We start from the raw sequence: 13,658 nt of genomic DNA, 5'->3' as shown, positions 1-13,658 counted from the left end.
TATTTTAAGCATAACTATGCGATAAATGAAAAGGCATTACAGCGTATGAGCGGTGTTGTTTAAGCTCCCACAAATCATATTTTGTCTGTAAGTTTAGCCACAATCTTGCCGTGCTAATCCCTGCTTCTTCTAAACTTAATGCCAAGTTTGCCGTCATAGGGCTTTTTCCATGTAACACTCGAGATAACGTTTCACGAGAAAAGCCTAAATGCGCTGCAAGCGCAGTAATTTTAATATTATTTGGTTCAATAAAACCATCAAGTAAAATTTGTCCTGGATGTGCCGGTTTACGCATAACTACTCCTTAATGATAATCTTCATAATTCAAAATATAGGCATCTCCGTTAATAAATTCAAACGTAATCCTCCAATTGCCGTTAACTGTCATAGAATAAATCCCTTTTCTATCTCCTTTAAGTTCGTGGCATTGATAAAACGGCATAAGTTCATCAACACTCTCTGCTGAATCCACTAAATCAAGAATACCATCTATTTTGCGCTGATGATTAAGCTGAATGCCTTTAGTAATGCCCTTTTCAAAATATTGTTTTAAGCCTTTGTGTTTGAAACTCTTTATCATAAGTATAACGCCACTTAATTAATGTGACATAAATATATCACACCGCTTTTAAAATACAACAAATTTGACCAAATTTCTCTATTTTTATCTCTTTATTGATTAAAAAACAATCAATCAAACATTTTCAAATTCTTTATAAATCAATTGGTTATGAACTAAAAGTATATCAAATCAAAATTAATGTACTTTTAGTTCTTGCGTTCAATGAACCAAAAGTACATAATAACCACATCAAAACGCAGTACAGCAAAACGGAGAAACAAAATGGACACTCAAAGCGTATTCAACAATAAAGATTTCATCTTATGCAGACGTAAAGAGAAACGTGGCAACGGATTTATTCAAATTTTCGAAGCATACGAAAATGAAGAAACAAATGAGTTTGTCGTTGAAAGAGCAATGTTTAGAAACGGTAAGCTGATTGAGTGGAGCCAAAGCGAAAAAATGAACGCTGAAAAAGCCGAACAGCTTTGGAATATGTATCTCTGCTAAGAATCTTTACTAAGCCCTCAGTCGGAGGGCTTGAATAAGGGTTCTACCCTAGCCGAAAGGCAACGCTCTTTAACAATTTGGTGCTTATGCGAACGAATATTTAGACCGCAAGAAGTAAACTTCAACGCTTCATTCATAGAGGGAATGAATGTTTAGGCAGTGCACTCGCAAGGTGTAAAGAGCTAAACGCGCAACACTGGTATTCAATGTTCTAAGCAATCACATTCCGATAATCGGATACGGATATAAGCGGCACCCGACAGTATGGCAAAGCTGGGCGGGCGACAGAACCACACCGTTTGGTCTGTTTTCCAGTTGGTAAAAAATGGGAAAGCAACAGACAGCAAACGTTAGCTAAAGGCGTGACAGCTTGGAGAGACAAGCATCCTACGGCACTTTCACAGGATTTGAAAGTGGCTCTTGATTTAATCACAAGTGAGCGACTTCAGGAGAAGTATTAAATTGGGACTGATTACCCCAAATGTATGTAAGGCTCTACTTGCTGACTGTGGCAAGTATAAATAATCACAGTCACCAATGCTAGGCTTGCTAATATTGGCCATAGGACGGAGCTTATACTTTCGTAAAGCAATCAGCAGATAACTGATGTAATGTGGGTTCGATTCCCACGCCTAGCACCAACGATCGCATAGCTCAATGGATAGAGCAACCGCCTTCTAAGCGGTGGGATGAGGGTTCGAATCCCTCTGCAGTCGCCACCTATAAGCATATTCTTTGAGTGTGCTTATAGGTGGGAACACCGTAATTTGACATTTATATCCGATAAGCATACCGCCATTCACGGTGGCGGTATTTATCAGAAAGCGCACTGGAGGTACTCCGTTATTGTCGTTGTCAAAGTGCTTGTAAAACTCCTTTAGTGCGCTTTCTAATGAATGGTTATGGATTGCCGTTCATTGTTTTAAATGCGTATGTATGTAAGTTGAATAAGGAGGATGGTATGTAAATCATTTATCTCTGTTTTGATTGATTTGTAAGTTCCCCTTGCCTGTTTGGGTAAAACAGGCTCTATTTAAAACCGCTCTAGAGTTTCCACTCGGGTTCTTTCTTGTTTGCACTCTGCCCGAGTTAGATCGGTTCTAAATGGCAAGTTGATCGGCTGAAACTTTAAAACGACCGATATTCATTTCCTTAGGTAAGACCTCCTCGCCCCTCTCTAGTTATTGGATTGGGGCTTTTTTTTAACAAAATTTATCCCCCGAGGACAATACTATGAGTAATTTATCAATCTCCCTCCTAGCTATCGGCGCAGCAATGCTACTCGGAGGGCAAATCGCAACAACAAACGACTTAGACGGCAAAGAATTAGTCGATTCAATTCATTGCCAACAGAAAAGCTGCACGATGGAATGGGTGCATAGTCACGCATTTGTAAAAACCCTCAAATGCCAATACCCACAAGCAACACCGATCGAATTTGTAAATAACTAAGGACTTAACATGGCTATAGATGACTGGAATTTATATCCGCAGAAACGACCGATTAAGAGTGGCAACTATCTTGTAGTTGTGACCGTCAATAACGAATCACTAGGTATAAATCGACTAGTGACGCTCAGTAATTATGACGCAATGAATCATGAATTTGGTTTTGACGCTCGAATGAAAGAGCGTCAAAGTGCGGAACGTGTTTATGCTTGGGTACATTACAAAGAACCGCCTCCGCCACCAACACTTAAAACGCCAAAAGGGAAAAAACATGAACGCTAAAAATACTCTGCTGCAACTAATCGAAGCACGAAAAGAACTTGATCGCCAGTTTAAATATGTCGAGAAATTACAGATTGACTCCGTGCCTACAATTTCACCAGTAAAAATTGGCGAGCTTGTGCCGTTTGGTAAAAGCGAAATCAAAGTATTCAATATTGCCATTAACCGCATTTTGCCAGACGGCGTAGAGTTTAAAATTTACGGTCATGTCAAAAAGATTGATGGCACATTCGGCAAGCATCATAGATGCGTTTATCAAACGCTGAAGTTGAATGATCTTAACTAATCCAACATTAAAAAAGTAAATAATGAAATCAACACAAGAAATTTTAAACGAACGCCAAGCACAGCACGGTAGCTATGAGAGCTTTTGCGAAATCTACGGCGGTTTACGAAAAGTAAGTGACAAGCACGCTGAAAAATTAACTTGGCAACAACAAACAGCCGTTGAAATGATGCTATTCAAAATTGCCAGAATTTTAAATAACGGAGCAAATCATCAAGATAACTGGCAAGATATTGCCGGCTATGCATTATTAGGTGGCAACCTATTTACACCGGCACAACCTGCAATAACGGAAATTACAGGTTCGACACTCAATACTAGAAATGACAACAAATAAACCGCTAACTAAGCGGTTTTTTATTAACTAAATTAACAACCAATCAAACATGGAGAAACAACATGAGCAACTTAACCCCATTTGATCAAACATTATCTAAACTTAACCGTGGAGAACTTAACGATGAATTAACAGATGTACTCGCTGAAGTCGTCAAAGCCGTCCGCACAACTCGTAAACAAGGTTCAATTACACTAACTCTGAATGTTGCGATGTTGAATACTCGTACCGAAGATTCAATCAAAATCACACCAAAAGTCAGCCGTAAAGTCCCTGAACTTGATCGTGAAGAAAGCATTGTCTTCTCAACAGCAAGCGGCGATGTGTTATTTGATGACCCAAATCAGCTCAAAATGGAATTAAAAGCCGTTGAAGAAAAACCGAAAGGTAGCTTAAAAGTTTTAGCAACTGCCGCAGCATAATCATTACATAACATAACTAACTTTATATAAGAAGGATCCCATTATATGGAAAAAATTATCAAAGAAATCGCAAGCCTAGCTTCAAATGGTTTAAATGTTGGCGCATTAGCTGGTACTCCTGCAATTCTTGCCCGTGATGATTTCGAAATCAAATCATTAGAACATTTACAACCGACACCAAATCGTATCCGCCAAGCAGTTACGGTCTCTACTGCACAATCTCTTATTGATTACACAAATAAATTTAAAATTGCCGGTACAGCTATTTTCTGCGACTTGGATTCACTGAGCGTGAAAACTATCTTTGATTACCACGCAAATCCGCAAGAAGCTCGTTGGGGTGATCATACAGCAAGCTACACTTGCCCACATTCCAAAGACTGGAAAGCGTGGACTGCTAAAAATAAGTCAGCAATGAGTCAAATTGAATTTGCTCAATTCATTGAAAATAACATTCACTGTGTGGCAAGTGAAGGTAATACAGTAAGCGGTGCGGAATTATTAGCAATGGTTCTAGCATTTGAAGAAACTCGTAAGTCAGAGTTTAAATCGGTACAACGCCTACAAGACGGCACAATGACATTTGCTTTCACAGACGAAAAAAGCGGTGGCGGTAAAACACGTTTACCGGAAGAAATCTCGTTAGGTTTACAACCATTCCATAATGGCGATTACTACCAAATTAAGGCTCGCATTCGTTATCGTATTAAAGATGGTTTATTAACCTTATGGTATGAACTTATCAATCCTGAAAAAGTGATCGAGGATGCGTTCAATACTACGATTGAAAATCTGAAATCAAATATTCCTGATGTAGAGTTCTATGAAGGGTACTTAGCGTAATCGAAAAATTTTACTAAAAACAGACCGCTTGTTCGTAAGTTCAAGCGGTTTTGTTTTATGGAGGTAATGATGAACAATTCAAAACAACATAACCTGAAAAAATTAATACCATTTGACGCAGATTTAGCTATTAGACATAGATTGAAATGTCAGCTAAGAAATGGAGATACAGCTTATTGTCTTTATCAAGCAACAAATCCTCTCGTAGAAAGTGATAGCATTATTGGTGTTCATTTTTTTGATGATGGTACTGAAACTCCAATTCATTGGGGAGCAAATGGACAATGGAACCGTATTAGTAGTGATGGAGAAATGCTTGAATATAGATATGACATTATCGGAATGTTCCCTGGGGAAATAAACAATCATGATTGGATTCAAGTAAAAGAACAATTACCTACTGAACAAGGGTATTACCTAGGTTATAGTCCATATTGGGAAAATCCTTATGAGATATTACAATATGATGAAGATTTAGGCGGTTTCTTAGACTACCAAGATGAAATCACACACTGGCAACCACTTACGAAGCCACCGCAAGATTAACATATGACGCACTATAAAAGTGCGTTTCTTATTTAAGGATGAACTAATGATTGTTTGGGCTTTGTTCGACAGCGGAAACGGCTGCTATACTCAAGCTGCAATGCAATGCAATGCAATGCCAGGCTACTCTATTGAGATTTATCCGATTGGCATTGATACTGAGAGTAAAAATAGTCATTTTATTAATCTTAATTTAGCTGATTATGGACGAATGTTTGGCGACAACACTTTGTTTGATACGCTTGATAAACTGCCACAACCTGATTTAATAATCGCTAGCCCACCCTGTGAAAGTTGGTCAGTAGCTAGTGCTATGTGGGGAGGTAATGCTAGCTGGAAGCAAGAGAGTGGCAACGGTCGTGAATTATCAAAATTCACCATCCGAAATAACGTCGATTATGAATTACCTCACGTCCAGTTTAAGTATGAGCGATCATTTTTAAATCGCATTAATGGCGAATTGTGTATCTACAATACAATTGAGATTATCAAACGATACCAACCGTCCATCTATGTAATCGAGAATCCGGCAAGTAGCAGAATTTGGCATTACATCGCCGACATTTTGAATTTTAAAATCCCGTTTGAGAATTTGACTTATTATAACAATTACGGATACCCACTCCGTAAGCCAACTAGATTTAAAAGTAACATTAACTTAAATCTACGTTGTGATAAATCTATCAAAGCTGATAAAGATTGGAGAGAGTTTTCGAAAAGTTACAATGAGCGGTCAAATATACCTATACAACTTATCTTAGACATTTATGCCAATGTCGAAAAAACACTTAAATCAAACATTCAAAGCCTGTCGCAAGATGGGCTTTTTTTGTAGGGTATTTTTTATGGACAAAATAATTTTAGATGCCTGCTGTGGCAGTCGAATGTTTCACTTCGACAAGCAGAACCCTCTTGTTTTATTTGCAGATAATCGAGAGTTGCGGACTACTTTTAAAGATAGAGATAAAGAGCGACACCTTGTTGTAAAACCTGATGTTATCCACGACTTTACAAACATGCCTTATCCAGACAATTCGTTTAAGTGCGTTATCTTTGATCCGCCACATTTGAAACAAGGCGGAAGCAATTCTTGGTTAGTTAAAAAGTACGGAAAATTAAATACTGATTGGCAAAGTCAGCTTAGACAAGGATTCAGCGAATGCTTTCGAGTGTTAGATAAACACAGAATTCTGATTTTTAAGTGGAATGAAACACAGATCAAAGTGAGTGAGATTTTAGACTTGACCGACTATTTTCCGCTTATTGGACACAAATCCGGAAAGCAATCGAATACACATTGGATTGCGTTCATTAAAGACAAGAATTTTAGTAAGAAAGGTGACTAATGAACGATACAAATCTATGGTTATTAATAGCTGAATTATCCCTGGTGCGTATAGTTTGGCTGTTACACACTCTGCGCGCACGAGAGCGTGACGACGACTTGATGATCATGCGCATTAGGCTTTGGCTAATTGAGCGGGGACGATATGTTTAGAAACGAAGTACAAGTAATGGATGGTAAGCGATATATCGTGCTTGAAGCAGAATTTAAGAATGAGTGGACAGTTTTGAGAGAAACAAGAAAAACCGTCACTCAAGGCGAAGCATTAGAAATTTGCCAATATTGGGTGAAATATAAAAACGTGAAACCGGAACAGTTACAAATCGTTGAAGTACCGGATATTCTACGAAAAACACCAAGATGGTAAAGTGATTAATGGAGAAATAAGATGAATATTTATCAAGATTTTCTCGCCCTTGAAGAATTACAGTTTCTTACTGGGCGGAAGCAGAAAAAATGATCATTGAACAGCTCAACAAAATGGGTATTCCGTTTGTGAAAAATGGTAATGGCTTCCCTATTGTACGGAGAGATTATGCTTCTCGGACAAAAAACAAAAGACAAGAATCTGCTAATGAACATGATTGGATTCCAAATGTTCTCAGAACAGCATAAGGAGTTAGTATGGCTCGACCACGTAAACGAGAAAATAACGGTTTGCCGCAAAATCTACTTTGCCGACGACGGAAACGAGCAAGTGGCCAAATTGTTGAATACTTTTACTATGTAATGGCGGACGGCAAAGAAAAATCCCTCGGCACAAACAAATACGAAGCCGTATTGGAAGCCGCCAAACTCAATTTTGAATTTCAGAAAAAGGGCGAAGTTGTTTTATTCATTGATGTGGCAAAGCGGTATGAAGTGGAAGTCGTTCCCACGAAAAAAGCAAAAAACACACGCCAATCCAATTTACAGGCGATTGGCTGGCTCTGTAAATTCTTCGGAGATCCGCCAATTCAACTTGAAAGAATTGAACCTCAGCACATCAAGCAATATCTACAATGGCGCAAAGATACGCCGGCAGTGGCTAATATCGAGGTTGGATTATTCAACACTATTTGGAATAGTGCGAGGGAGTGGGGTTACACCACTCTATCCAGTCCATCACAAGGTGTAAAAAAATTCCCAACGAAATACCGAGAAATCTATGTCGAAGATTATATACTTGAAAAAATCTACGAATTTGCCGATGAGCGAATGGCGGATATTATCGAAACAGCCTACTTACTTGGGCAGCGTCCTATTGATATTTGCAATATCCACCGCTCACATATTTATAACGGTATTTTACATATCACACAGCAAAAAACGGGTAAAAAAGTCAGGTTTGAAATTAGTGGTAGGCTTAAAGAGATTTTAGACCGTAGGCTACAAGATGGAAGCGATTTTATATTCACAAATAAATGGGGAAGAAAATTAGAAAGGAGAATCCTAGGAAATCACTTTAAAGAGATTAGAGAAAAAGCAATGAATGCATATCCTGAACTAGCTGATGAAATCGGGAAGGTTCAAATGCGAGATATGCGAGCCAAAGCAGCAACAGATATTTCATTAACTGCAACCGATGAACAGGCACAAAAACAGCTTGGACATACATCAAAACGAATGACCCAGCATTATATTAGAAAAGATAAATTACTCAAACCAACTGATGAAATTACATAATGAAAAAGCCCTTTTGTACTATACAAAAGAGCCTTTAAATCACTTAAAATCCGTTCCGAAACTATTTTATAAAATATTGATTTTATTTGCATAAATAACCACCAAAAATCATAAAAGTTTCGGAACGTTTTTCAACGTTTAATCGTTGGCAATCCTAGATTAAATACGTTTGAAGTCTAAGTGAACTAATTTTGGTTTGGTCGGGTGACGTTGAATCGCTTGTACTTTAACTTGCTCTTCCTTACCCGCTACAACGATAGTTAATACTTCGTTATAGAACGCATCGTGTGCTTGTGCGTTGTTCACTTTATCGTGATCTAAGATGATTGATACAGGCTCTGCGTTACCACCGTAGATGATCGCAGGAACTTGACCATTGTGACGCAGGCGGCGGCTCGCACCCTTACCTTGCGCAGAACGAACTTCAGCTTCAAATTTGAATGACATTGTTTGATTCTCTTAAAGTAAAAAGGAACATAACGTTCCGTGAATATAAAAAATAGCAGGCGACCCAGCTATTTCACAAAATAATTTCGGCTGAAAAAGCCGAGTGCATATTCTACGCACTTTTTTACCAAAATGCAAAACAAAAAGAGGCGAATAATCTCGCCTCTTTCAATTATTTTAAACCGTTAAGCGATAAGCGCTTTCACTTGTTTTGCATACGCATCCCAATCGGTAATCGGGCGAGTCGCAACGCCTGAATCCATTGCCGCTTTTGCAACCGCTGATGAAACCGCCACAATTAAACGAGGGTCAAATGGTGTTGGGATTACATAATCCGGACCGAACGATAATTCGCCGTAAGTTGATAATACTTCAAACGGAACCGGCTCTTTTGCTAAATCTGCAATTGCGTGTGCCGCCGCCATTTTCATTTCTTCATTAATCGTGGTTGCACCTACGTCTAACGCACCGCGGAATAAATACGGGAAGCAAAGTACGTTATTTACTTGGTTCGGATAATCCGAACGACCGGTACATACGATCGCATCCGCGCGCACGGCTTTCGCTTCGTGTGGCGTAGTTTCCGGCACAGGGTTGGCTAACGCAAGAATTAACGGATCTTTCGCCATGGTTTTGATCATATCTTGAGTTAATGCGCCCGCTTTAGAACAACCTAAGAATACGTCCGCTCCCGCGACCGCATCCGCAAGGGTACGCCAACCGTTATCTTCAATCGCATAGAATTGTTTGGTTTCGTCCATATTATCGCCGCGACCTTGGTAAATTACCCCTTTAGAATCGCACATAGTAATATTTTCTTTTTTGAAACCTAAAGAACGCAATAAGTTGGTACACGCAATCGCAGACGCACCCGCACCGTTTACCACTAAACGCACTTCGCCAATATCTTTACCTACGATTTGTAAACCGTTTACTGCCGCCGCACCTACGATAATTGCCGTGCCGTGTTGGTCGTCGTGGAATACAGGAATACCCATACGCTCACGTAATTTTTTCTCGATATAGAAACATTCCGGTGCTTTGATATCTTCTAAGTTGATTCCGCCGAAAGTCGGTTCTAACGATGCGATAATATCGACTAATTTATCCGGATCGTGTTCGTTAATTTCGATATCAAAAACATCAACGCCGGCAAATTTTTTGAATAATACGCCTTTACCTTCCATTACCGGTTTAGACGCCAACGCACCGATATTACCTAAACCGAGTACCGCAGTACCGTTTGAAATAACCGCTACTAAGTTACCACGAGCGGTATAACGACGAGCAGCAGCGGGTTCCTTCTCAATTGCCAAGCAAGGTTCGGCAACGCCCGGAGAATACGCTAAGGCTAAATCATGTTGCGTTGCAAGTGATTTAGTCGGCGTAACCGAAATTTTGCCCGGTACCGGAAATTCGTGGAAGTCTAATGCTTGTTGTTTTAAATCGCTCATGGATACATCCTTAACATAAATAAGATTTTTGATGATGTGTATTTTCTTTATCTTTATCCGTAGCACATTATTTCATACGCTTCTTATGCTACAAATAAAACGGTCGAATTGTACTGTAAAAGTTATTGTTTTTGTGTGATTTAGATCTAATTTTTAACATTTTCTTAAAGATAACAAAAAACGATAAGACTTGGCAAAGTTTATACTCGACCTTACTCAAAAAATTACTCTAATTAGGTAGAAATTATCGGTAAGTTGTTTTCCGGCTTGATTCTTTGGCTTTACTCATTCAAGATGATAAAACAAATACGTATTTATGTTCAAAATTATGCTATTACTGACCAAACTCATTACCGCTATTATTCTACCGCCATTTAACGCTTTGATTTTATGGATTTTTTCTTTATTTCTCCATAAATTACAATTCAAAAAGCTGAGCTATTTTTGTACAGCATTAGGTATGACGATTCTCTATATTTGTAGTACGCCGTATTTCTCTCATCAATTAATTCAAGCGGTCACTTTTAGTGAAAAACTTACCATTGAGGATTATAAAAAGGCGCAAGCGATTGTAGTGTTGGGTGGAGGGGTACGTAACAGTCACGAATTATTCGGTCGTTATACGATTGCCGCCGCACCGTTAGAACGTATGCGTTATGCGGCTTATTTACATAAACAGACCGGTTTACCGATTTTAGTGACCGGCGGAAGCCCTGAAGGCAGAGAACCGGAAGCGAAAATTATGGCGCAAGAATTACACGATTTCTTTAATGTTTCGGTAAAATGGGTCGAATCAGCATCCAATACGACTGAACAAAATGCCATATTAAGTAAAGCGATGCTTAAGCAGGAAAGTATCGATCGCATTATCTTAGTTACGAATCAGTGGCATATGAAACGCACAAAAATGTTATTTGAACGAGAGGGATTTAACGTACTTGCCGCCGGTACCACCGCTCATCAAGCGCTTGATATCGGTATTTTACCCTTTATTCCGCAAGCACAAGCCTTACAGAACAGTAGCATTGCACTTAAAGAGTGGATTGGTTCTTGGAAAGAAAAACTGATCGGATAATTAGCATAATAAAGCCCCGTTTGAGGGCTTTGTACTAAAGTGAATGAATCAGATGTTCGATCATCAAACCGGCAATATCAATACCGCTTGCCTGTTCAATCCCTTCCAGCCCCGGGCTGGCATTTACTTCCAATACCAACAATCCGCTATCGGAACGAATCAGATCAACACCCGCCACACTAAGTCCGATGGCGTTTGCCGCTTTTACCGCAAGCTGCTGTTCCGCTTCAGTTAATGCTATCAGTTGTGCTTTACCGCCTAAATGGATATTTGCACGAAATTCGCCCTCATTACTTGAACGTTGCATCGCCGCCACGACACGATCTCCGATGACAAACGCTCGAATATCCTGCCCTTTTGACTCCGCTACGAAATCTTGCAGCAAATAAGTTAATTTCGCTTGCTGTAAAACCCCTAAGACACTTTGGGCGGTTTGTTTGCTCTCGGCTAACATAACCCCTACACCTTGCGAACCGGATAAGGTTTTCGTTATCAACGGGAACTGATGTTGGGCTAAATGTCCGTCCATCGAACACAGTTCTCCGGCTAACGAACTTGCCGGCACTGCAATTTGTGCGGCAACTAAAACTTGTAAACTTAGCCATTTATCCCGTGCCAAAGCGAAAGCGGTCGAATCATTTAATACTTTTACCCGTTTCGCTTCAAAATAACGCAAAACTCGACATCCCATTTCCGTACTGGTTGTGCCGAAACGAGGCAACACCGCATCATAATCGGGTAATAATTGCGGAAGCGGTCGGTTTTTATCGTAAATTTCCCCTGTTTGGTAATAGAGCCGCAATACGGATTGACCTTGCTCCACCGCTAATTTTATTAACATTCGATTCGGGTCGAGAATATCTAAGCTAATTCCCCGTTGCTCACAAGCCTGTTGTAAACGTTGGCAACTGTATAAACGAGGCTCACGACACAACATTAAAAATTTCATCGCTTCAACAATCCTTGTTGTTGGAAAAACGGTAACATATGCGGACGCACCGCTTTATTTAAGGTTTTATCAATCGCCACTTGCCACTGCTGTCCTTCACCGGTTCTCGCCTGATAATAAGCGGTCAAAATTTCGTTATATTTTGCAAGTTCCGTTTGATCCAACGGCTGATATTGATCTTCGTAACAGACCAAACTTATAGGCAAACGCGGTTTTAGTGTGGGATCCTGTGCCGGATAACCCAAACACATTCCTACTAACGGCACACAATATTGCGGTAACCCTAATACTTCCGCCACTTTCGCCACATCATTACGTAATGCCCCGATATATACTCCGCCTAAGCCGACCGATTCCGCAGCCAGCAAAACATTTTGGGCAAAAATTCCGGTATCCACCGCACCGATTACGCTGACTTCCGCCCAATCCAATTGCGAATCCGGCACAAGCTGCTTATGTTTATGAAAATCAATGCAAAAAACTAGGAACTCCGCACATTCGGTCACATATGCCATACCCGATACCTCACGCAATGCTTGGCGTATGGTTTGATCTTTGACACGAATCACGCTCACGCATTGCAAATGATTGGAGGTTGAGGCTTGTTGCCCGGCTTGGATTAAGGTTTGGAATAGATCTTCCGAGATAGGTTGTTCGGTAAATTTACGAATAGAACGATGCGAAAGTATCGTTTCTAAGGTTGGTTTGCTCATCATATTGCCTCCGATAAAATAAACGTCCGACATTACACGTTTTTTCAATCTTATGTGGCAGTGACGTAAAAATCAAACTATTCGCAATAAAATTGGTGTAAAACGGCTAAAATCGCTCTCACTTTTTCATCTTCCACTCGATAAACACGTTCCCGATGTTTCACTTCGGCAACAATCACACCTGCCGCTCTTAAAATTGCCAATTGATTGGAGGTTGCCGCTTGCGGCATACCGATAGCTTGGCATAGTTCGCTTACATTGCAATCCTTTTCTAATAAGCAACATAAAATCGCCAATCTATTCGGGTTTGCCAATAATTTTAGAAAATTGCTCGCTTCACCCGCCTTTTCAAATATCTTACTCATTTTACTTCCTGTTTTATGCTCAATAAGGGTTAAAAAAATCTATCGTTAATTTTAAAAAATTTATTGACAGAATTCAATCACAAAAATATTATATAAAAAAATCATTATATAAATAAATAATTATATCAACCAATGTACATATAAGGAGTATCCTATGAAAGCGAATGTCGGTGGAATTGATAAAGTCTTACGTATTGTGATCGGCGCATTACTGACCGTACTCGCCGCAACAGGCACAATCGGGATTTGGGGTTATTTAGGCGTAATCATACTATTAACCGGTCTTTTTTCCCGTTGCGGCTTGTATTCACTACTGGGTATTAATACCGCCCAAAACTACCCTGTTTGTCCGTTCAAAAAGAAATAACTAAAAAGCTTGAAGCTGTATAAGCTCAATAATAAGGAGCA

The 13,658-nt window shown here is 39.6% G+C and carries 22 protein-coding genes and 2 tRNA genes; 17 read left to right on the top strand and 7 right to left on the bottom strand.

The window, feature by feature from the left end:
• Positions 1–4: 4 nt before the first annotated feature.
• Together DRF63_RS02675 and DRF63_RS02670 are read right to left on the bottom strand one after the other, a co-directional pair.
• On the bottom strand, positions 5–295 hold the full coding sequence (locus DRF63_RS02675; RefSeq protein ID WP_005596640.1) for a HigA family addiction module antitoxin: 291 nt from the start codon (positions 293–295) through the stop codon (positions 5–7).
• Positions 296–304: 9 nt separating this feature from the next.
• A complete protein-coding gene (locus DRF63_RS02670; protein ID WP_005596639.1) occupies positions 305–580 on the bottom strand; it encodes a type II toxin-antitoxin system RelE/ParE family toxin in 276 nt (91 codons plus the stop codon).
• 264 nt (positions 581–844) lie between these two features.
• Here DRF63_RS02670 and DRF63_RS02665 point away from each other — a divergent pair, with 264 nt between their 5' ends.
• The 15 genes from DRF63_RS02665 (at position 845) to DRF63_RS02600 (ending at position 8,247) form a co-directional block, all read left to right on the top strand.
• Positions 845–1,072: a hypothetical protein gene (locus tag DRF63_RS02665; RefSeq protein ID WP_005596638.1), complete on the top strand. Its 228-nt coding sequence runs from the start codon at positions 845–847 to the stop codon at positions 1,070–1,072.
• A 539-nt stretch (positions 1,073–1,611) separates the two neighbouring features.
• A tRNA-Ile gene (locus DRF63_RS11110) sits at positions 1,612–1,713 on the top strand.
• Between the two features lie 2 nt (positions 1,714–1,715).
• Positions 1,716–1,791, top strand: a tRNA-Arg gene (locus DRF63_RS02660).
• A gap of 514 nt (positions 1,792–2,305) precedes the next feature.
• Positions 2,306–2,524, top strand: a complete 219-nt coding sequence (locus tag DRF63_RS02655) for a hypothetical protein (protein WP_043991770.1) — start codon at positions 2,306–2,308, stop codon at positions 2,522–2,524.
• A 9-nt stretch (positions 2,525–2,533) separates the two neighbouring features.
• Positions 2,534–2,803: a hypothetical protein gene (locus DRF63_RS02650; protein WP_043991768.1), complete on the top strand. Its 270-nt coding sequence runs from the start codon at positions 2,534–2,536 to the stop codon at positions 2,801–2,803.
• Positions 2,793–3,089, top strand: a complete 297-nt coding sequence (locus DRF63_RS02645) for a hypothetical protein (RefSeq protein WP_005596635.1) — start codon at positions 2,793–2,795, stop codon at positions 3,087–3,089. Before DRF63_RS02650 ends, DRF63_RS02645 begins: the two co-directional genes overlap by 11 nt.
• 22 nt (positions 3,090–3,111) lie before the next feature.
• A complete protein-coding gene (locus tag DRF63_RS02640; RefSeq protein ID WP_005596633.1) occupies positions 3,112–3,426 on the top strand; it encodes a DUF6378 domain-containing protein in 315 nt (104 codons plus the stop codon).
• Positions 3,427–3,488: 62 nt separating this feature from the next.
• Positions 3,489–3,848, top strand: coding sequence for a hypothetical protein (locus DRF63_RS02635; RefSeq protein WP_005596631.1), 360 nt, complete (start codon positions 3,489–3,491; stop codon positions 3,846–3,848).
• A gap of 45 nt (positions 3,849–3,893) precedes the next feature.
• A complete protein-coding gene (locus tag DRF63_RS02630) occupies positions 3,894–4,691 on the top strand; it encodes a YfdQ family protein (RefSeq protein WP_005596630.1) in 798 nt (265 codons plus the stop codon).
• Positions 4,692–4,760: 69 nt separating this feature from the next.
• The gene (locus tag DRF63_RS11230) at positions 4,761–5,237 is read left to right on the top strand and encodes a DUF551 domain-containing protein (RefSeq protein WP_233432343.1); all 477 of its coding nucleotides are present in this window, start codon (positions 4,761–4,763) and stop codon (positions 5,235–5,237) included.
• Positions 5,238–5,283: 46 nt separating this feature from the next.
• Positions 5,284–6,072: a class I SAM-dependent methyltransferase gene (locus tag DRF63_RS02620; RefSeq protein ID WP_043991767.1), complete on the top strand. Its 789-nt coding sequence runs from the start codon at positions 5,284–5,286 to the stop codon at positions 6,070–6,072.
• On the top strand, positions 6,056–6,583 hold the full coding sequence (locus tag DRF63_RS02615; protein ID WP_005596624.1) for a class I SAM-dependent methyltransferase: 528 nt from the start codon (positions 6,056–6,058) through the stop codon (positions 6,581–6,583). Before DRF63_RS02620 ends, DRF63_RS02615 begins: the two co-directional genes overlap by 17 nt.
• A 144-nt stretch (positions 6,584–6,727) precedes the next feature.
• Positions 6,728–6,949, top strand: coding sequence for a hypothetical protein (locus tag DRF63_RS02610; RefSeq protein ID WP_005609876.1), 222 nt, complete (start codon positions 6,728–6,730; stop codon positions 6,947–6,949).
• An 89-nt stretch (positions 6,950–7,038) separates the two neighbouring features.
• A complete protein-coding gene (locus tag DRF63_RS02605) occupies positions 7,039–7,197 on the top strand; it encodes a DUF4224 domain-containing protein (protein ID WP_233432342.1) in 159 nt (52 codons plus the stop codon).
• 9 nt (positions 7,198–7,206) lie between these two features.
• Positions 7,207–8,247 carry a tyrosine-type recombinase/integrase gene (locus tag DRF63_RS02600; RefSeq protein WP_043991764.1) on the top strand — a complete coding sequence of 347 codons (1,041 nt, stop codon included), beginning with the start codon at positions 7,207–7,209 and terminating at the stop codon, positions 8,245–8,247.
• A 159-nt stretch (positions 8,248–8,406) separates the two neighbouring features.
• On the opposite strand, the gene rplY is transcribed toward DRF63_RS02600, so the two are convergent.
• Positions 8,407–8,694: a 50S ribosomal protein L25 gene (gene rplY, locus DRF63_RS02595; RefSeq protein ID WP_005596621.1), complete on the bottom strand. Its 288-nt coding sequence runs from the start codon at positions 8,692–8,694 to the stop codon at positions 8,407–8,409.
• Between the two features lie 185 nt (positions 8,695–8,879).
• Positions 8,880–10,148, bottom strand: a complete 1,269-nt coding sequence (locus tag DRF63_RS02590) for a malic enzyme (RefSeq protein WP_005596620.1) — start codon at positions 10,146–10,148, stop codon at positions 8,880–8,882.
• 316 nt (positions 10,149–10,464) lie between these two features.
• Between DRF63_RS02590 and DRF63_RS02585 the strand changes: the two genes are divergently transcribed.
• Positions 10,465–11,223: a YdcF family protein gene (locus tag DRF63_RS02585; RefSeq protein ID WP_005596619.1), complete on the top strand. Its 759-nt coding sequence runs from the start codon at positions 10,465–10,467 to the stop codon at positions 11,221–11,223.
• A gap of 34 nt (positions 11,224–11,257) precedes the next feature.
• Here DRF63_RS02585 and DRF63_RS02580 read toward each other — a convergent pair whose 3' ends face one another.
• The 3 genes from DRF63_RS02580 to DRF63_RS02570 form a co-directional block, all read right to left on the bottom strand.
• A complete protein-coding gene (locus tag DRF63_RS02580; RefSeq protein ID WP_005596618.1) occupies positions 11,258–12,172 on the bottom strand; it encodes an ATP-grasp domain-containing protein in 915 nt (304 codons plus the stop codon).
• A complete protein-coding gene (gene nfsA / locus DRF63_RS02575; protein WP_043991763.1) occupies positions 12,169–12,888 on the bottom strand; it encodes an oxygen-insensitive NADPH nitroreductase in 720 nt (239 codons plus the stop codon). The genes DRF63_RS02580 and nfsA overlap by 4 nt, the downstream gene beginning before the upstream one ends.
• A gap of 74 nt (positions 12,889–12,962) precedes the next feature.
• Positions 12,963–13,250: an ArsR/SmtB family transcription factor gene (locus DRF63_RS02570; RefSeq protein ID WP_005596615.1), complete on the bottom strand. Its 288-nt coding sequence runs from the start codon at positions 13,248–13,250 to the stop codon at positions 12,963–12,965.
• A 154-nt stretch (positions 13,251–13,404) separates the two neighbouring features.
• Here DRF63_RS02570 and DRF63_RS02565 point away from each other — a divergent pair, with 154 nt between their 5' ends.
• On the top strand, positions 13,405–13,617 hold the full coding sequence (locus tag DRF63_RS02565; RefSeq protein WP_005596613.1) for a YgaP family membrane protein: 213 nt from the start codon (positions 13,405–13,407) through the stop codon (positions 13,615–13,617).
• Positions 13,618–13,658 lie beyond the last annotated feature (41 nt).

The sequence above is a fragment of the Actinobacillus pleuropneumoniae genome (genome assembly GCF_003290385.1).
Taxonomy (GTDB): domain Bacteria; phylum Pseudomonadota; class Gammaproteobacteria; order Enterobacterales; family Pasteurellaceae; genus Actinobacillus; species Actinobacillus lignieresii.
Note: the sequence above shows the minus strand (reverse complement) of the source record. Positions and strands in the feature narration are given on the sequence as shown.